Source organism: Marinomonas ostreistagni (assembly GCF_016461785.1).
Taxonomy (GTDB): Bacteria; Pseudomonadota; Gammaproteobacteria; order Pseudomonadales; family Marinomonadaceae; genus Marinomonas; species Marinomonas ostreistagni_A.
In genome coordinates this window covers 58,507-77,422 of the sequence record NZ_JAEMUH010000014.1, presented here as the reverse complement: position 1 = coordinate 77,422, position 18,916 = coordinate 58,507, and the positions used below count along the sequence as shown (strand labels likewise).

At 42.4% G+C, this 18,916-nt stretch carries 15 protein-coding genes; 11 read left to right on the top strand and 4 right to left on the bottom strand.

What is annotated here, in order from left to right:
- Positions 1 to 60: 60 nt before the first annotated feature.
- The gene (gene aroA / locus JHD44_RS14645) at positions 61 to 1,338 is read right to left on the bottom strand and encodes a 3-phosphoshikimate 1-carboxyvinyltransferase (protein WP_199463512.1); all 1,278 of its coding nucleotides are present in this window, start codon (positions 1,336 to 1,338) and stop codon (positions 61 to 63) included.
- A 243-nt stretch (positions 1,339 to 1,581) separates the two neighbouring features.
- Here aroA and JHD44_RS14640 point away from each other — a divergent pair, with 243 nt between their 5' ends.
- From JHD44_RS14640 to JHD44_RS14630, 3 genes are read left to right on the top strand one after another with little or no spacing between them, the layout of a single operon-like run.
- Positions 1,582 to 2,127: a molybdopterin-dependent oxidoreductase gene (locus JHD44_RS14640; protein WP_233402169.1), complete on the top strand. Its 546-nt coding sequence runs from the start codon at positions 1,582 to 1,584 to the stop codon at positions 2,125 to 2,127.
- A 10-nt stretch (positions 2,128 to 2,137) separates the two neighbouring features.
- Positions 2,138 to 4,885 carry a hybrid sensor histidine kinase/response regulator gene (locus tag JHD44_RS14635; protein ID WP_199463511.1) on the top strand — a complete coding sequence of 916 codons (2,748 nt, stop codon included), beginning with the start codon at positions 2,138 to 2,140 and terminating at the stop codon, positions 4,883 to 4,885.
- Between the two features lie 14 nt (positions 4,886 to 4,899).
- Positions 4,900 to 5,979, top strand: a complete 1,080-nt coding sequence (locus JHD44_RS14630) for an HD domain-containing phosphohydrolase (RefSeq protein WP_199463510.1) — start codon at positions 4,900 to 4,902, stop codon at positions 5,977 to 5,979.
- Between the two features lie 74 nt (positions 5,980 to 6,053).
- Here JHD44_RS14630 and JHD44_RS14625 read toward each other — a convergent pair whose 3' ends face one another.
- The gene (locus JHD44_RS14625) at positions 6,054 to 6,557 is read right to left on the bottom strand and encodes a YchJ family protein (protein ID WP_199463509.1); all 504 of its coding nucleotides are present in this window, start codon (positions 6,555 to 6,557) and stop codon (positions 6,054 to 6,056) included.
- Between the two features lie 76 nt (positions 6,558 to 6,633).
- Here JHD44_RS14625 and sbcB point away from each other — a divergent pair, with 76 nt between their 5' ends.
- From sbcB to JHD44_RS14600, 5 genes are all read left to right on the top strand, one after another.
- Positions 6,634 to 8,082: an exodeoxyribonuclease I gene (sbcB, locus tag JHD44_RS14620; RefSeq protein ID WP_199463508.1), complete on the top strand. Its 1,449-nt coding sequence runs from the start codon at positions 6,634 to 6,636 to the stop codon at positions 8,080 to 8,082.
- 32 nt (positions 8,083 to 8,114) lie between these two features.
- Positions 8,115 to 9,140, top strand: coding sequence for an AI-2E family transporter (locus tag JHD44_RS14615; protein WP_199463507.1), 1,026 nt, complete (start codon positions 8,115 to 8,117; stop codon positions 9,138 to 9,140).
- 151 nt (positions 9,141 to 9,291) lie between these two features.
- A complete protein-coding gene (locus JHD44_RS14610; protein ID WP_199463506.1) occupies positions 9,292 to 11,145 on the top strand; it encodes a DEAD/DEAH box helicase in 1,854 nt (617 codons plus the stop codon).
- A gap of 180 nt (positions 11,146 to 11,325) precedes the next feature.
- Positions 11,326 to 12,360 (top strand): dihydroorotase, encoded by a 1,035-nt coding sequence (gene pyrC / locus JHD44_RS14605; protein WP_199463505.1) that lies wholly within the window; start codon positions 11,326 to 11,328, stop codon positions 12,358 to 12,360.
- 169 nt (positions 12,361 to 12,529) lie between these two features.
- Complete coding sequence (locus JHD44_RS14600; RefSeq protein ID WP_199463504.1) at positions 12,530 to 12,997, top strand: DUF411 domain-containing protein; 468 nt, start codon at positions 12,530 to 12,532, stop codon at positions 12,995 to 12,997.
- Between the two features lie 31 nt (positions 12,998 to 13,028).
- Here the strand turns inward: JHD44_RS14600 and JHD44_RS14595 are convergent, their stop codons facing one another.
- Entirely contained in the window at positions 13,029 to 13,919 is an 891-nt protein-coding gene (locus tag JHD44_RS14595; RefSeq protein WP_199463503.1) for an AEC family transporter, read from the bottom strand.
- Positions 13,920 to 14,071: 152 nt separating this feature from the next.
- On the opposite strand from JHD44_RS14595, the gene JHD44_RS14590 reads away from it, so the two are divergent.
- The 3 genes from JHD44_RS14590 to JHD44_RS14580 all read left to right on the top strand — a co-directional run bounded on the left by JHD44_RS14590 (position 14,072) and on the right by JHD44_RS14580 (position 17,671).
- Positions 14,072 to 14,512, top strand: a complete 441-nt coding sequence (locus tag JHD44_RS14590; protein ID WP_199463502.1) for a MerR family transcriptional regulator — start codon at positions 14,072 to 14,074, stop codon at positions 14,510 to 14,512.
- Positions 14,505 to 17,246, top strand: coding sequence for a heavy metal translocating P-type ATPase (locus tag JHD44_RS14585; RefSeq protein WP_199463501.1), 2,742 nt, complete (start codon positions 14,505 to 14,507; stop codon positions 17,244 to 17,246). The genes JHD44_RS14590 and JHD44_RS14585 overlap by 8 nt, the downstream gene beginning before the upstream one ends.
- Before the next feature lie 77 nt (positions 17,247 to 17,323).
- Positions 17,324 to 17,671 carry a hypothetical protein gene (locus JHD44_RS14580; protein ID WP_199463500.1) on the top strand — a complete coding sequence of 116 codons (348 nt, stop codon included), beginning with the start codon at positions 17,324 to 17,326 and terminating at the stop codon, positions 17,669 to 17,671.
- Here the strand turns inward: JHD44_RS14580 and JHD44_RS14575 are convergent.
- Positions 17,652 to 18,863 carry a sugar transporter gene (locus JHD44_RS14575; protein WP_199463499.1) on the bottom strand — a complete coding sequence of 404 codons (1,212 nt, stop codon included), beginning with the start codon at positions 18,861 to 18,863 and terminating at the stop codon, positions 17,652 to 17,654. The genes JHD44_RS14580 and JHD44_RS14575 overlap by 20 nt on opposite strands.
- Positions 18,864 to 18,916: the final 53 nt, after the last annotated feature.

Below are 18,916 nucleotides of genomic sequence, written 5' to 3'. Positions count from 1 at the left end.
TGGTTTAGCATAATTATGAAAAAGGCCAGCGATGCTGGCCTTAAATAAATTTTATCTAGATTACCCTGTGATGCTATTGAATAACTCAAAGTACGTTGGGAAGGTTTTTGATGTACAGCCAGGGTCATTGATCGTTACAGGCGTATCAGAAAACGCTACCAAAGAGAAACACATAGCGATACGGTGATCGTTGTAAGTATCGATAGCCGCGTGCTGTAACGCATCAACTGGTGTAACGGTGATGTAGTCTTCACCTTCTACCACATCCGCACCGAGCTTTTTAAGTTCAGTCGCCATGGCATACAAACGGTCAGTTTCTTTTACGCGCCAGTTGTAGATATTACGAATTGTTGTCGGGCCTTTAGCAAATAACGCCGTTGTCGCAATAGTCATGGCAGCATCAGGAATGTGGTTCATATCCATATCGATGCCATTTAATTCACCACGTTCCGATTCAATCCATGTTGGTCCGTAAGTGATTTTTGCGCCCATTTTTTCCAGCACTTCAGCAAATTTGACATCACCTTGTACACTTTCAGAACCAACACCATGAACTTTAATTTTTCCGCCAGCAATCGCTGCAGCCGCAAGAAAGTAAGAAGCAGAGGAGGCGTCACCTTCCACCATGATTTCGCCAGGGCTTTGATAAGTTTGGTTGCCTTTGATTACAAACGCTTCGTAGTTTTGGTTTTCAACTTCTACACCAAACTGTTTCATGACAGATAAAGTAATGTCAATGTATGGTTTCGAAACCAACTCACCATCAACTTTAATGGTTAAATTGCCCTTTGCTAATGGCGCACTCATCAAAAGCGCGGTAAGGAATTGGCTAGAAATATTGCCTTTAATAGACACTTCGCCACCTTGGATACCATTAGCTTTGATCAAAAGCGGAGGGTAGTCTTTGTTATCTTCGTATTGAACATCGACACCTAGATCTATTAGCGCATCTACCAAATCGCCAATTGGACGCTCGTGCATACGTGGTTCACCGTGCAAACGATACTCGCCAGTGCCGAGACACAATGCCGCTGTCAATGGGCGCATAGCCGTACCAGCATTGCCTAAAAACAGGTCAGCCTTCTCAACACATATCGGTCCGCCAAGACCTTCTAAAATGCAAGTGCGACCTTCATCTTCCAGCTGATAATTTACTCCCATGGTTTTAAGTGCATTCAGCATGTGCTTAATATCATCACTGTCTAACAAGTTTGTGATTTTAGTTGTGCCTTTTGCTAACGTGGCAAGAAGGAGAATGCGGTTTGATAAGCTTTTCGAACCAGGGATTTGGATTTCGCCGTTGGCGCTATTAAGGGGACCAAGTGTTAGGGAGTTCATTAATCTATCCGTACCAAAGGAAGTGAGGTATCAATATACAACTTCGTTATTTTCTTACAGTAATTTGTACGATACGTTTAGTCGAGCCTGACTGCAACCGTTTTGCAAGCTTATTAAGCCCTCTTGGTTGATGTTTGTACACAATGCGTTCCATGCTTCGTATAACTGGGTTGTGATTGCGTAAAGATTAGTAACCTATCAATGACTAAATCACATTACTAACTATAGTATTGGGAAATATTAATGAATCTTTTGTACCTTTATTTAGAGGGCTGTTTTATGTTTTCTGCTGTAAGAAAAAATCTATTTGTTAGTGCTGTTGGTGTCCTGTTTTCTGTAAGCGCTGCGCAGGCATTGGAAGCCCCACAAGGGCGTGTCATATTAACGGTATCGGGAGATATTACTCATACTAACAGTGCTTCTGGAGCGCAGTTTGATCGCTCTATGTTGTTAGCATTGGATAATCAAGAACTGGTAACCGATACACCTTGGACAGAAGGTGTTAATACTTTTAACGGTCCAACGCTAAAGGCTTTACTCGAAGCGGTAGGAGCAAAAGGTAAAAACTTGTCAGTAACTGCTATAAACGATTACAGTGCAAATGTGCCTGCTCAAGATGCCTTCGATCATGAGGTTTTGCTTGCTATGGACATGAATGGCAAGCCAATGTCGATTCGAGACAAGGGACCTATTTTCGTTCTATACCCATTCGCAAAAGATCCCTCTTTGAACAATGAAGTCATTCATAATCGATCAGTTTGGCAGGTGAAAAGTATCACGGTTGAATAAGTTACAATAGATGAAGACGTTTCTTAAATATAAACATGGACGTTTAATTGGGATATTAGTTGCGGCTGCAGCCATCTTTTTGGTTATTGTCGTATTGCTGTATGTGCAACTTTTAGAACGTCAAAAGCAATTGCTATCGGCTGCAGAGGAGGATGCCCTGTGGGCATCCTACCAACTTGATCGAGAAGCATTGAAGTTTCGTAATGCTGTTCGTTTATTTATTGATTCGCCAAGTGTCGATCAAGAGGGAGAACGTCTTGATGAAGCGCAGCTAAGATTTGATATTTTATACAGTCGTTTGAATATAATTTCAGCTGGGCAACTAAAACATCTGTTTAATGACATAGAACATGCAGATGCGTATCGTGCTGAATTAAGAGTTCATATGGATGCCATAGACGCATTGCTGTTTGTTGAAAGCCCTAGTCAAATTGATAAAAGCAAAATAGTTGGGCATGTAGAAAAGCTTTTAGAAACCACTGAATCCGTTGTTTTCAGCGCGCTTGAAAGGCGATCTGCTGACAAGGTAACTGAACGTAATAGCATGGCAACGCTTTACCATTATCTTGGTATGTTAGTGACTGGCTTAACGTTGATTATGCTAGTTATTATTTGGATGTTAATAAAGCAAGTATCCTCGGGCATTAAAAACTACAACCAGACTAAGAAATTAGCGAACGAGCTGCAAAAAACCGCAACGGCTGCGCAAGCTGCTACACAAGCTAAATCTGATTTCTTAGCTACGATGAGCCATGAAATTCGCACCCCAATGAATGCCATTCTCGGTATGTCTCACTTAGTCCTAGATACAGAATTACAACCAAAACAGCGAAGCTATGTCACCAAAATTCAAAGTTCTGCTAACAGCCTTCTACTAATTATTAATGACATTTTAGACTTTTCAAAAGTTGAAGCAGGAAAACTTAAGTTGGAATCGATCGCGTTCCAATTAGATGATGTTCTTGAATATACCTACCAGATTTGCCGTACTACAGCAGAAGAAAAGCAGTTAGATTTTACTGTCAGAAGAGACTTTTTATTACCGGATACCTTACAAGGTGACGCAACCAGACTTAAACAAGTGTTGGTGAATATATTGGGTAACGCCGTCAAATTCACCCATGAGGGCAGTGTATCTCTAGACGTGATGCGATATGACAATGGGATACGCTTCAAGGTAACGGATACAGGCATAGGGATTGATACGGAAAATGATCTATTTGAAGGTTTCAGTCAAGCAGATACCAGCACAACGCGGCTTTTTGGTGGTACTGGATTAGGGTTAGGCATTTCAAAGCGTCTCGTTGAGCTGATGGGAGGGACTATTTATTTTGAAAGCCTGATCGGAAAAGGGTCAACTTTCTATATAGAGATTCCACTTCGGTCAACTGATGATGTGAGTGTAAATACAGAGCTAAACGCGGAATTGTGTGTATTAGAAACGGATAGAGAGTTAATTGGTCTATTAGATTGTTTCTCTGTCAAATTCAAATTGGTTCAACTTGTTCATATTTGCAGTCAACAACAATACCTCATAATCAGTGACAGTCATTGTTCGAACTTGACTACACAGGATAAAGAAAAACTAAACAGTAATTTTAGTGGTCAGGTTTTAGTCTATGGGAGGGGGGCTCATCATCATGGTCATAATCAATGGCGAAGAGTGTCACTTTTGACAAAAGCTAAACTGAACAGTTATGCGCAAAGTTCTGCTCCTGTTCATCATTCTATTGATGAGTCATTACAAAGTTATCACGAGTGCGACAGCTTGCTTGGTAAAAAAATTCTATTGGCAGAAGATAATCCGATTAACGCGGAAATCGCCAGCGCATTATTAGAGAAGCTTGGTGTGTTGGTAGTGGTGGCTCAAAATGGCGCTGAAGCATTAGAAACCGTGAAAAAAGAGTCATTTGATTTGATCTTAATGGACGTGCAAATGCCTGTTATGGATGGCTTCGAAGCAACTCAAGCGATCATTCAGTATTTAGGTGATGCACATCCTCCAATACTAGCTTTGACTGCAGGCGTGTTAGATTCAGATAGGGAAGTGGCAATGAATTCTGGAATGTCAGACTTCTTGACGAAACCTTTGGACCCTTTGTTGTTACTCAATAAGTTAGAAGAATGGCTAGTCGGACACAGTGCCGATACTGTCATAAGCGGCTCAACAGAAAATAGACCAGTATTCGCTTCAGATCTAGGTTTATATCGAATAGGTGGTGACCATCAGCGCTATCTTGATATGTTGAGTCGATTTGTAAAATTACTTGCTCCTTTTACTTCAGAGTCTACTAATGTGCCGATGACGACATATGAGCTACATAGTATCAAAGGTAGTGCTGCTAATATCGGTGGAGATAAGTTTGCATCGGAAATTGCTCAGCTAGAAAAAGAGCTAGCCGAAGGCGGCAACAGCGGTAACAAGGCGCATACCGTTCAAATAAATCGCGTTTCGGAAGCGGCAGATGAACTTATGTCTCGAATTGAGGCTTATCTATGTAATCATCAAAATGAAAATGTTGCCTTAGAGAAAAAAAATCAAGAATCGTCTGTTAGTAGTGAAGCATTAATGTTAATTGAAACTTTGATCGAAGAGTTAGAAATGGGTGTAGCTGATGTTTCCAATCATATCGATCCACTTATGAGCCAAGTAGGTAAAGATCATGCGCATGTTTTAAAGCGCGTGCAAACCGACGTTCATAATTACGACTATGATTTAGCAATAAGTCATTTAAAAATGCTAAAAACTGAGTTGTAGTAAGGCGGCAAAAAATGATTGATTTGAATTATTTAGATGAATCTATAGATAGTATCAATCACAGGTCTGAACGATACAAAGTGTTAGTTGTAGATGACCATGTTGATAACATCCATATTTTGAAAGGTATTTTGCAAGACAAGTACGATGTACTGGTCGCAAAAAACGGTAAATTGGCGCTGACAATAGTGGCGGCGCAAATGCCAGACCTAATCCTACTTGACGTAATGATGCCTGAAATGAACGGCTACCAAGTCTGCGAAGCTATTAAGCAGAATCCAAACACGTCTCATATCCCTATAATATTTGTGACTGCCATGACTGCCATTGAGGATGAACAAGAAGGCTTTGAGGTTGGCGCTGTAGACTTTATAACTAAGCCCGTAGCGCCATTAACAACCCTAGCAAGAGTGGCGAGTCATTTGGCGTTGGCGCAGCAAGACAAACAAAATCGGTTTATCATTAAGCAGCGAACGAACCAATTAAGAGAAGCGCTTACTTCAGCTGTTAAAATGTTAAGTGAAGCTGGTACCTACAATGATGAAATGACTGGAAACCATATGTGGCGCATGGCTGACTACTGTGCTGTTTTGGCAGAAGCGTTAGGTTGGGATGAACAAAGTATTGAAAATATTCATTTAGCTGCCCCACTTCATGATACCGGTAAAATTGGTATCCCCGATAGTATTCTCAAAGCCCCAAGAAAATTAACCGCTGAAGAATGGGAGGTAATGAAGCAACATCCAACCATAGGTGCAGATATCTTAGGTAATAGTGATGCGCCGCTCTTTAAAATGGCTGCGGAAGTATCTTTAGGCCATCATGAAAAATGGGATGGTACTGGATATCCTTCGGGATTAGTTGGTGAAGAAATCCCTTTGACAGCGAGAATTGTAGCCATTGCTGATGTATTTGATGCTTTAACTATGGAGCGCCCATATAAAAAAGCATGGCCTATTGAGGAAGCCTACCAGTATCTACGCGATAATGCAGGTAAACATTTTGACCCTAAATTAGTTGATTGTTTCATAAAGCAAGACTCGAAAATTCGAATGGTTAAGAAGAAATGGGAACAAGAAGGTGAAATGAAATAGTTTCACTGTTTGGCTGTTCGCACATTAAACCATAAGGCAGAAAATGCACGAACTTAACCAGTTTATAGAATTTCTTAACCACAACACTTTTTGTATTTTTTTCCTGAGCCACAAATACAAAGATCATTTCTTCCTAATTTTGCACTCTCAGGGGCAACATATGGAGTATGTCCTTGTATTTCATGTTCGCCCGATACATAGAACCACTCGCCATTAACCTTCTCAAACAATGAACGTTCACTTAAGCGACCAGTATTGCTACCTTCTTTAAAGTGGGCAGCAAATTCGACCATCCCGGTTTTGTCCTTGGGGCCCCCGTCAACGGTATCGAGGATTTCCAGACTGGTCCATTGAGTACGGCCATTACTATCAGATATGTCTTCCGGGTTTTGGTCAGGGTCAGACTCTAACTTTTGAGTCATTGAGATATAATCAAATTTTTGTAACGCAAAAGCACTATAACGTGAGCGCATTAAGGCTTCAGCAGTAGGGGCCGTACCTGGGTTATTGTGGTACATTCCACAACACATTTCGTAATGCGCTTTTGAGCCGCAAGGACATTGAGCTGGAGTCGACATAACTGTTCCTTAATCGCCAAGTTCTTGTTTACATGCGTATAATACCCATTTTCTTAAAACCAAACAGGATTTATTTGTGAGTAATAGTGCGACTACCTCTTTTTTTTGGTACGACTTTGAAACGACGGGAGTAAATCCCGCAAAAGACAGACCAATGCAGTTTGCTGGAATTCGTACAGATTTAGACTTTAATCCTATTGGTGAGCCCATTAATCTTTTCTGTAAGCTTGCCGACGATGTCTTGCCGCACCCCGAAGCCTGCCTTTTAACAGGTATCACGCCACAACATGCAATACGTGAAGGGCTATGTGAAGCAGAATTTATGGCGAAAATAGAACAAGAGCTTGCTACTCCCGGTACTTGTTCTTTGGGTTATAACACCCTTCGCTTTGATGATGAGGTAGTTCGGTATGGCTTTTACCGTAACTTTATTGATCCTTATGCTAGGGAATGGCAAAACGCCTGCTCTCGTTGGGATGTGATTGACTTAGTTCGTATGACCTTTGCAATGCGTCCAGATGGTATTGAATGGCCAAAAAAAGAAGACGGTTCCTTTTCGTTCAAACTTGAAGACCTTACAAAAGCTAACGGCATTTTGCACGAACAAGCACATGACGCGTTATCGGACGTATATGGCACTATTGCCATGGCGAAACTAATAAAAGAAAAGCAGCCAAAACTTTTCGATTATTACTTTTCTATGCGGGATAAAGGCTCCTTACAACAGTTTGTTGATCCAGTACGTATGAAACCTTTTTTGCATATCTCTGGGATGTTTGGTCAAGATAAGAAGTTCGCAGCCTTCGTAGCGCCGATTGCGCCTCATCCGACCAATAAAAATGGTGTCATCGTATTTGACCTTATGGCGAATGCTCAATCGCTATTAGAATTGAGTGTTGAGGAAATCCAGCGTCGAGTCTTTTCCTCAAAAGATGAGCTTGGTGAAGTCGAGCGTTTACCCCTAAAAGTGATCCACTTAAATAAATGCCCTGCTGTAGCGCCAGCCACTTTTTTGAAAGACGAAGCTGTTGTAAAGCGATTAGGTCTTAATGGCGATATCTGCCGAAGCAATCTTTCTTTACTACGACAGAGTCCAGGCCTTGCGGCTAAATTGACTCAAGTGTTCATGCAGGAATTTGACAGTATTGATAAAGACCCTGACTTGATGCTTTACAGTGGTGGCTTCTTTTCTAGAGACGATAAGACTCGTATGGAAGAAATACGAAATACCCCGAGTGAGATTTTAGGGGAATTGGAATTAACATTCGATGATCGACGATTACCTGAAATGTTTATGCGTTATCTTGCCCGAAATTACCCAGAGCAATTAACGAGCGAACAGCGTGAAGACTGGGAAGAGCACCGTCGTGTCAAGTTATTGCAAGAAGATGGAGGAGGGAGCATTACTATGCAAGAATTTGAAAAGCGTATTATGGCGCTAGCAAATGATGACTCTTTATCGGATAGTAAGCGAATGATGCTGCAAGATTTAGTGGATTACGCTCAGGGAATTTATCCCTACTAAATACGGATATATGTAATGGAGAAGAAATACAAATGAGTCAAAATAGTGGTACGACACAGTGGTTAGTCGGTATAGCTGCATTTATCTTGATTATTGCAGGCCTCAAAGAAGCGTCGCAAATTGTCGTGCCATTTATGCTTTCAGTGTTTATTGCCATCATTTGCTCACCACTTCAAAACACTTTACGTCGTTATAATGTACCAACTTGGCTTTCTATCATTTTGATTGTGCTGCTTATCTTGGCTTGTTTGGGTTCAGTCGGACTTTTGGTTGCCGCTTCTTTAGATAATTTTTCGCAACAATTACCGACTTACCGAGAACGTTTTGGCACTGAGATGGCAAGTGTTTTCAGTCAGCTAAATAACTTTGGCATTAATATTTCCTATCAGCAGATTCGAGGCTACGTTGATCCTTCCTCATTAATGAATCTGTTTACTAATACGTTAACGAGCCTTGGTAGTGTTCTGACGAATGTCTTTTTAGTGATCATGATTGTTGTATTCATTTTGCTTGAAGCAGCAGAGATTCCTAAAAAACTCACCTATGCGTTAGGTGATGCCTCATCTTCGATGGAAAAGGTTGATCGCTTTATTGCAACAGTAAATCGTTACTTAATGATCAAGACGCTTATCAGTATAGGCACAGGCTTGTTTATTGGTATATGGGTGTGGGCTCTAGGCGTTGATTTCCCAATACTATGGGGTGTTTGTGCATTCCTTTTGAACTTTATTCCAAATATTGGCTCTATCATAGCCGCGATTCCTGCAATGTTTTTAGCATTTGTTCAGTTGGGTAGCTTTGATGCATTCTTGACAGGCGCTGGCTTTTTATTGGTGAATCTTGTTATGGGTAACTTCATTGAGCCGCGTTTTATGGGAAAAGGGGTAGGGTTGTCACCTTTGGTAGTGTTCCTATCTTTGATGATTTGGGGGTGGGTATTTGGACCGGTTGGCATGTTGCTCTCAATACCATTAACGATCATCTTAAAATTTGCTTTTGAAGCGAACCAAAAGATGCGTTGGCTTGCAATTCTGCTAGACTCTAAAGCACACCCGTAAATTCGCTGGTAAGAAGTAGAAAAATATAGCCCATATTTGCTTGTTTAGAATAAAACTAGCAATTCGGTGTATTTTGCAGTAGAATTCGCGATTGATTTTTTCGGTGCGAATCCTCGCACGTCTCTTATCCTATTTAAAGGTTACCATCTACATGTCTGACGCTGATATTCAGCCTACTTTTGATTCTCTGGGTTTGGCCGCCCCAATTCTTAAAGCGGTTAGTGAACTAGGTTACGAACAACCCTCTGCCATTCAGGCGCAAAGTATTCCATTTTTGTTAGAAGGGCATGACCTTCTAGGTCAAGCGCAGACAGGTACGGGTAAGACGGCGGCATTCGCTCTGCCATTGCTATCTCGCATTGATGTAGCAAATAAAGCACCACAATTATTGGTGTTGGCGCCAACACGTGAGTTGGCTATTCAGGTTTCTGAAGCATTCCAGAGCTACGCTCGTTACATTCCAGATTTTCACGTGCTACCGATTTACGGTGGTATGTCTTACGACTCTCAGCTTCGCCAACTTAAACGTGGCGCACAAGTAGTTGTAGGCACACCGGGTCGTATCATGGACCACATTCGTCGTAAGACGCTTCAATTAGACGGCCTTCAATCGCTTGTTCTAGACGAAGCAGATGAAATGTTACGTATGGGTTTCATTGACGACGTTGAGTGGATTCTGGAGCACACACCTAAATCACGCCAAATCGCATTGTTCTCTGCAACGATGCCAGGTGTCATTCGTAAAGTGGCTCAACAACATCTTAACAACCCGAAAGAAGTTAAGATCCAAACTAAGACGTCTACTGCAACGACTATCACTCAAAAATACTGGCAAGTAAGTGGTCTTCATAAGCTTGATGCGTTGACACGTATTCTAGAAATGAACGAACACGACGGTATGATCATCTTCGTACGTACGAAGGCGGCAACTGTTGAGCTTGCTGAGAAATTGACGGCACGTGGTCATGCTTGTGAAGCCTTAAACGGTGATATCAGTCAAAACCTACGTGAGCGTACTGTTGAGCGTATCAAGAAAGGTCAGATTGACATTCTTGTTGCAACAGACGTTGTGGCTCGTGGTCTTGACGTTGATCGAGTTAGCCACGTTGTTAACTACGACATTCCATACGACACTGAGTCTTATGTACACCGTATCGGTCGTACTGGTCGTGCAGGTCGTTCTGGTACTGCGATCCTATTCGTTGGTCACCGTGAGCGCCGCATGTTGCAACAAATCGAACGTGCAACTCGTCAAACTATTGAGCGTATGCAGCTTCCAACTGCGGCAGACATCAATGAGCAACGAGTTACTCGCTTCAAGCAACGTATCACTGACACAATCGATAACCAAGACTTAGATTTCTTCATCGAATTGATGGAAGGCTACCAGAAAGAAAACGAAGTAGACCCTACTAAAGTAGCTGCTGCGTTAGCTTACATGGCTCAAGGTAAAACACCTCTATTGTTGAAAGAGATCGAGATCAAGCCTCGTGAGCGCAGTGAACGTCCAGATCGTGGCGAACGTGGTGACCGTGATCGTGGTCCACGTAAGCCTCGTAACATCACTAAAGAAGCACTGCCACTGAAAGATAACCCATCTATAGAGATGAAGCGTTACCTTGTTAAAGTGGGTTACCGTGACGGTGTTAAGCCGGGCAACATCGTTGGAGCAATCGCAAACGAAGCTGATCTAGACAGCCGTATGATCGGTCATATTGAAATCTTCGAGGATTTCGCTACGGTGGATCTACCTGCTGATATGAGTAAGCAAGCGGTTGGCAAACTAGCGAAGACGCGTATATGTGGCCAACGCTGTGATCTAACAATGCTTGAAAATGCCGATGACAAAATCTTCGAGCGTGAGCGTCCAGCAGGCGGTAACCGCCGTCGTCAAGGTAACGACCGAGGCGATCGTGGTGACCGACGTCCACGTAATTTTAATAAAGAGCGTGGTGATCGCGGAGACCGTGGCGACCGTAAACCACGTCCTCGTAATAAAGACTAAGTTCTTAAAAAAGCCGAGCAATGCTCGGCTTTTTATTGAAAAAAATTTGCCTACGACCTGGTTTGTATTGGAATGTAGGACCTTGGTTTCTTAGCGGGGGGAACCTCTTCTCATACGACCCGATTCCATCGGGGAAAAAGGTTTAACTGAAATAATATTTTTTAAAAAGCAGGATTAAAGATGGATCAAATTACGATTATTCGTCCAGACGATTGGCACTTACACTTCCGTGATGGCGACATGCTTAAGGAAACTGTACCGGCGACTGCTCGCTGCTTTGCACGAGCGATTGTTATGCCCAATCTTGTTCCGCCTGTGACCAATGCACAATTAGCAGTAGAGTACCGTAAGCGCATTGAAGCGGCGATTCCAGCGGGGAACTCTTTCGCTCCTTTGATGACCATTTATCTTACTGATAAAACGTCAACAGAAGACATTCGCGCTGCAAAAGCAGCGGGTGTTGCTGCGGCTAAAATGTACCCAGCTGGTGCAACAACGAATTCTGACGCTGGTGTAAGCTCCTTAGATAGCCTTTACCCTGTGTTTGAAGCATTAGCCGATGAAGGCATGCTTTTATTAGTCCACGGTGAAGTCACTCAAAAGCACATTGATATCTTTGACCGTGAAAAAGAGTTTATTGATCAGCACCTAGTGAAAATTGTTGAGAAAATACCTCACTTAAAAGTGGTATTTGAACACATTACCACTAAGGATGCGGCTGATTTCGTTATGTCTGCACGTGATGGTGTAGCAGCGACTATTACACCACAGCATTTGATGTTGAATCGTAATGATATGCTAGATGGCGGTATTCGCCCGCATAACTACTGTTTACCTGTTCTAAAACGCTCGACTCACCAAGAGGCGCTTCGTGCAGCGGTCAAAACAGGTTCGTCTAAGTTTTTCTTAGGCACGGATTCTGCTCCACATGCTCAGCATCGCAAAGAATCTGGCTGTGGTTGTGCAGGTTGCTACAGTGCTTGGTCAGCTATTGAGCTTTACACGCAAGTATTTGATGAGTTAGATGCATTGGATAAGTTAGAAGGTTTTGCTAGCCTACATGGTGCTGATTTTTACGGATTGCCGCGCAACACGGATACCATTACGCTAGTACGTGAAGAGTGGGTAGTACCTGAATCAATTGATTTACCAACCGGTGAACCTATTGTGCCTTTTTATGCTGGACGCCAAGTGAATTGGACGCTTAAGAAATAACCTATTCGATATAAGAAAGGGAGCTTTGCTCCCTTTCTTATATGCAGTGCACAGTTTGTTGTAAGTTTCGGTTATTACGGAAAAAACGTTATTTCAATAAACTAACGCAGATGCACCCTCTACATTCTTGCTAATATCTTAAAGATAATACAACTCTTTAAGCATGACTATGAATGTAATCCGTACACTTTCTTTACTGTTCTTATTGTTTCCAAGCCCTTGGCTATACAGTGCAAGTGAAACTAGTATTTTGCCCAAAGATAATACACTCGATGTCCACATTAGCCGTTCATGTGGTTGCTGTGGCGATTGGGTTGATGGATTAACCGAGCAGGGTATGAGCGCAGTTATTCATTCTTCAAACGCATTAGAAAAAATCAAAGACAGTTATGGAGTCCCTCTAGACGCTCGTTCGTGTCAGACTTCTTTATCTCAGAGTGGTTACTTGTTTGAAGGAAATATTCCTGCCGCTATCGTAAAAGAATTTTTAGCAAATCCACCAGCCAACGCAAAAGGTTTGGTTGCACCATTACCATCAGCAACAAGCATTGGAATAAATATGCAAAGTATGCCGTTCTCAATTCTCCAGTTGAACATGGATGGTTCCGTATCACCCTACGTCGAAGTGGTGGAGTGATAAAAACGAAGAATAAAGTTATCTGTCTTTATTAATTAGCAATTTTCATCCACCAAACCAGTGCTGCGACGGCCAATGAAACAGGCAATGATAGTAAAATCATCAATGCTATCTCGTCTTTAGGGCCATCAAATTTCGTTGCTAACATATAACTGATGACTGCAACTGACATACCTTGTAAAGCAATGATTGCAGCTTGCTCAACCTCAGAGAACGCAAACCAAGGGACAACTAACGCTGCAATCCCTGCCCCTACAAACGGTCTAAAAAGAGCAAAAATGATGGCGCGGTAAAGCGTGTTGCTTTGTTTGAAGGACAAATTCGCTAAAGACTTACCCAATAGCATTAACATAATAGGTAATGTGATCGCACTGAACATTTCCAGTGTTTTTAATATCGGAGCAGGTAGTGAGACATTAAAGAGTAAGGCTAACACCCCTAGAATTAATGCGACCACTGGACCATTTTTTAAAAGCTCTTTTGGCCGGTAACTGCCGGACATAAAACCCACGCCCAATGTAAAGTGACTCACTTGCACGACAGAGCTTACGACCACTGCAACGGTAAGGCCTTCTTCACCAAATAACGCAAAAGCAACAGGAATACCAAGATTACCTGTATTGGGATTTACCAATGGCGGCAAGTAATAGCGTGAAGGCAGCTTCATGATTTTTAGAAAAATCAGTGAAACCACTAGCATAGCCATTAGACACAGAAGGGTGGCTGCCACAATGGAAAGCATTCCCCCCAAATCCATGTCCATTTTTAATACAGAAGACAGTAGTAGAGCAGGTAATCCAACGTTTGAGACAAGAGAACCTAATTGTGGGCTATCCAAATATTCTGTTCGTCTTGTTAGAAAAATGCCTAATCCCCCTAAAAGCAGAATAGGGGTTAAGGCCATGGACAGTGCTGAGAACATAGATCACTCATTGATGCAGTAGATTTTTGTTCTACTCTACTTTGCAAACTAGCAACTGTCTTGTAATAAACATGCCTATTTTCAAATTTGCTTGACCCTTGTGTTACCCAAAGGTTTTAAACTGTCCTCATAATTGATTTACGGAGGTTGCAATGAAAGTAAGCGAACTTGCTAATACAGCCAATGTAACGCCCGAAACCATTCGGCATTACACTCGAGAAGGTTTAATAAAAGCGAATCGAAACCCAGAAAATGGATATCATCAATACGATAATGAAGCGCTACGCAAAGTAAGGTTCATACAGCAAGCTAGAGAGTTAGGTTTCAGCCTTAAGCAAGTGCAGGTAATCTTTGAGCAATCGGATTCGGGAGACTCGCCGTGCCCATTAGTTAGAGATCTTTTAAAGCAAAAAGTCCCAGAAGTGAAGCAACAAATTGCTCAGCTACAATCGCATTTACATAGAATGGAAGCTGCTTTATCTGCCTGGGATGAAATGCAGGATGGCGTTCCTAATGGGCATTCCATTTGCTGCTTGATTGAGGAATGGAATAAGCCAGATGACTGCTGTGGAAATGGAGGTAAAAATGACTGAACGAGCTCATCGAGAAAATTCTTATCGTGTAGAGGGGCTTAATTGCCAAGGTTGCGTCAAAAAGCTCCGCAATGAAATTCAATCCATTTCATCAGCTTCTGACATTGAAGGTTTTCCTAAAGAAGACCGAATTGTCTTAATGAGCGACATGACGAAAGAGCAGTTCAGCCAGGCTGTTGCCAAAGCAGGTTTTCAGTTTAAAGGAAAGTATGAACCTGCTAATTCAGCCGTACACTACAAAGTTGTAGGCATGTCTTGCCAAGGTTGTGTGAGTAAGGTCAGGAAGAAAATCATTGATATGGACCCAATGGCAGAAGTAGAAGGTATGCCAAATGAATCAAAGCTCACCGTTCGATCACGCTTAGACGCATCCGATATTGAATCAATCGTTCAGGATGTGGGATATCAGTTTGATGGTATTTATTCAATTGGTGAAAAAAGCACATCAATTGAAGATAATATCAATTCAACTGAGCGAGTTCACTCAAAAGAACCTGAACAGAAAAAGGTTTCTGATCCTGCCGTACAGCTAAGTTTAAGGGGAATTACATGTGCTGGCTGTGTCGATACCATTCAAAAAGCCCTTAAAGCACTGCCTGATGTAACGGAAGCAGAAGTAAACTTTGCAAGCCGAACAGCCCAGGTTCAAGGCCAAGCTCCTGCAAATGAATTAATAAAAGCGATAGAAAATGCTGGCTATGAAGCAGAGCAGATCAAAGACCCTCTAAAAGAGCAGGATGAGCGAGCTCAACGAGAGCTAGATGAATATCACACCAAGGTACGCTTTTCAGCTGCAGGCCTAGTCATCGGTATACCGCTTATGCTGTGGGGGCTTCTTGGTGGTTCTATGATGGTAACGACAGCTGAAGAACAAGTCGCCTGGGGGGTTGTTGGGGCGATTTCGTTGCTTGTCATGTATTACAGTGGAAAGCATTTTTATCGCAGTGCGTGGCGTGCCTTTAAACATCGCCACAGCAATATGGACACTCTCATTGCAATAGGCACTGGTGCTGCTTGGTTATATTCCATGTCTGTCGTTTTACTACCTGAGTGGCTTCCTGCTAATTCAAGACACTTGTACTTTGAAGCCAGCACTATGATTTTAGGGTTGATTAATTTGGGGCAGGCTCTAGAAGTAAAAGCCCGAGGGAAGACCAGTGCGGCGCTAAAGCGTCTATTAGACCTACAGCCTTCGCAAGCAAATGTAATACAAGAAGGCAAAACACATACGGTTCATATCTCAGCAATCAAGATTGATGATCACATCATAATAAAATCCGGTGATAAGTTACCTGTTGATGGTGTGATTGTAGAAGGGCAGTCCTCTATCAATGAGTCTATGTTGACAGGTGAGCCAGTCCCAGTTGAAAAAACTGAAGGTGACACTGTCTCTGCAGGAACCGTGAATGGAAATGGACGGTTTGTATATAAAGCGACAAAAGTAGGCGGTGATACGTTGTTGGCTCAAATCATCACCATGGTAGGTAAGGCGCAGAACTCTAAGCCGCCGATCAGTCGCTTGGCAGATAAAGTGTCTTCAGTCTTTGTACCAAGTGTCATAATTTTAGCTATCTTAGCTGCGATGGCATGGTTAAATTTCGGTCCTCAACCTGCGGCCGTTCACATGCTGGTTGCAGCTGTGTCCGTCTTGATCATTGCATGCCCTTGTGCATTAGGGTTAGCCACGCCTATATCGACCATGATCGGAGTCGGTAAGGCGGCTGAATACGGCGGTTTAATTCGTAATGGTGATGCACTTCAAAAAGCGAGTGAAATCACAACGATTGTGCTTGATAAAACGGGAACTATTACAGAGGGTAAACCAACTGTCAGCGAAGTGAAGCTGATAGGTGATGATGAGCATGCTATCAAAAGCATCATTAAAAGCCTTGAATCAGGAGCGAACCATCCATTAGCAGAGGCCTTGTTAGAGTACTCAGACAGTGCAGAAGAGCAATTGATTGAAAGCTTTGACAATGTACCTGGCAAAGGGGTTATAGCGTCCATAGATGGTATCGATTATGCGCTAGGTAATGCTGTGCTGATGACGCAAAAAGGGATAACTATCAACTTAAAATTTGAGCTCAGTGCGGGTTCGCATGTGTATCTATCTAAAGGCAAACAGCTGATGGCTGGTTTTGTTATTGAAGACAAAATAAAACCAAGTGCTAAGGCTGCCATTAAACAGTTACATGAGAATAATATTAAGGTGATCATGCTCACTGGAGATAATGCTGATACAGCTGAAGTTGTTGCAAAAGCTGTGGGTATTGATGAATTCAAGGCTAATATGTTGCCGCAAGATAAACTCTCCTTTGTTCAGCAATTACAAGATAAAGGTGAAACGGTCGGCATGATAGGAGATGGTATTAACGATGCGCCAGCATTAGCTCAAGCAGATGTAGGCTTCGCAATGGGTGCTGGTACAGATGTCGCCATGGAGAGCGCTGATATTACGCTGATTGGTAGTGATTTAAACCATATCGCAAATGTTATTGAAATCAGCAAAGCCACACTAAGTAATATAAAACAAAATCTTTGGGGTGCGTTTGGTTATAACTCCTTAGGGATCCCTGTTGCCGCAGGGTTGTTATACCCATTAACGGGCTGGCTTCTAAGTCCAGTTGTCGCAGGTGCAGCTATGTCACTGTCATCGATTACAGTTGTCGTTAATGCAAATCGATTGCGTTGGTACAAACCAAGTTCAACTACGAAAGGAGCTAGGAAGTCATGATTTTTCTAAATCTGATGGGGCTTGCTGCCATTGCTTTTATCATTTGGTGGTTTTGGTTAGGAAAATAGGGAGGTGGTATGTCTGCAATAAAGCATTCTGCTTACCGTCATAAAATCAACTTAAAGTTCACTGGGCTGAATAGCTTAACCATCCCTTTGGTTGAGCTATATTTCACCGACATTACCCCTGTTGAATTAATTAAGCTCAATGATTCAAGCGGCATCATCGTATTTCACTATGATGCCTCTTTGATAACGTTTGAAGAAGTTATTGATTCGCTTTCAGCTCTCAATGTGCTGCCTTGTAAATCACTTTGGTGGCGTTGGAGATACCGAGCGGCACAGGAGATTAGCGACAACATACGAGCTAATGCGCGTCATAAGCCTCATTGCTGTGCTAAGGCGCCTAATGTCCACCACCGCTAACTGCTACAGGTGTGATATTCATTCTAGCAATATAGATCACAACCCATATTGCTAGAAACGCAACACTTGAAGCGACATAGCCTATATTACCAAGCCCCACTTGCTCTATGCTGATAGAACCCAGCAGTGCGCCAGCTCCGATTCCCATGTTGATGATGCCAGAGAATAGCGACATGATGATATCTGATGCACTAGTATCGATACTCAGAACTCTGGATTGCATGGCCAAGCAGGTCAGTATTAAAGCTGCCCCCCAAATAACGGTGATAACAATCAGAGCCGTTTCAGATGCTAAAGCAATGGCTAGAAAAAGCATACATAGGGCCATACCGACAGCACTACCAATCATCAATTGAGCACCGTACTTTTCGCCAAGGTAACTAAATAATGTACTGCCAATAATCCCTGACACACCAAATGTAAGCAGAATAACAGTGGTTAAATTACTGGAAACTCTACCAAAATCCATTAGGAACGGTTCAATGTAGCTATAAGAACCGTAATGGGCTGTGAATACCAGAAAAACAGACAAATACATGATGAACAACCGCTTGTTCGTGAATACCGATTTTACTTTGGCTGTAAGATCAGTGCTTGTAAGGCTTGGCAAGGGCGGTAGTAGGCGAAATACCAATGCGGTAATGACTAATGCTGCTAGACCAATCACTTCAAAAGCCATTCGCCAGCCCAAATGTTGACCGATTAATCTGCCTAGTGGGACCCCTAACACCATTGCCATACCCGTGCCCGTTGCCAGTACACTGAGGGCAAAATTCATCTTACCAGGAGGGGCAACGCGAATGGCAATAGATGCGGTGATGGACCAAAATACTGCGTGGGAAAAAGCGACGCCAATGCGACTAATTAAGAGGCTGTTAAAGTCCCAAGCAATCGTTGAGAAGCCATGGCTGACTATAAATACTGAGCATGTTCCAAGTAAGAGTTTCTTTCGCTCAATACGACTGGTCAGCAACATCATTGGTAACGACATCACACCAACGATCCAGGCATAAATAGTTAACATCCATCCTGTTTGAGAGGGTGAAATGTTAAAGTCATTTGAGATTCCAGTTAACAGGCCAACTGGAACAAACTCAGATGTGTTGAAAATAAACGCACAAAAACCAAGTGCAAGTACACGTAAATATTGTACATGTTTAGGGATGTTACTTGCTGGCGGTAATTGTGTCATAGAGGTTCCGAACTAGAAGGTAGTCGATTGAATAAAGGGTAGTATTCTTCACT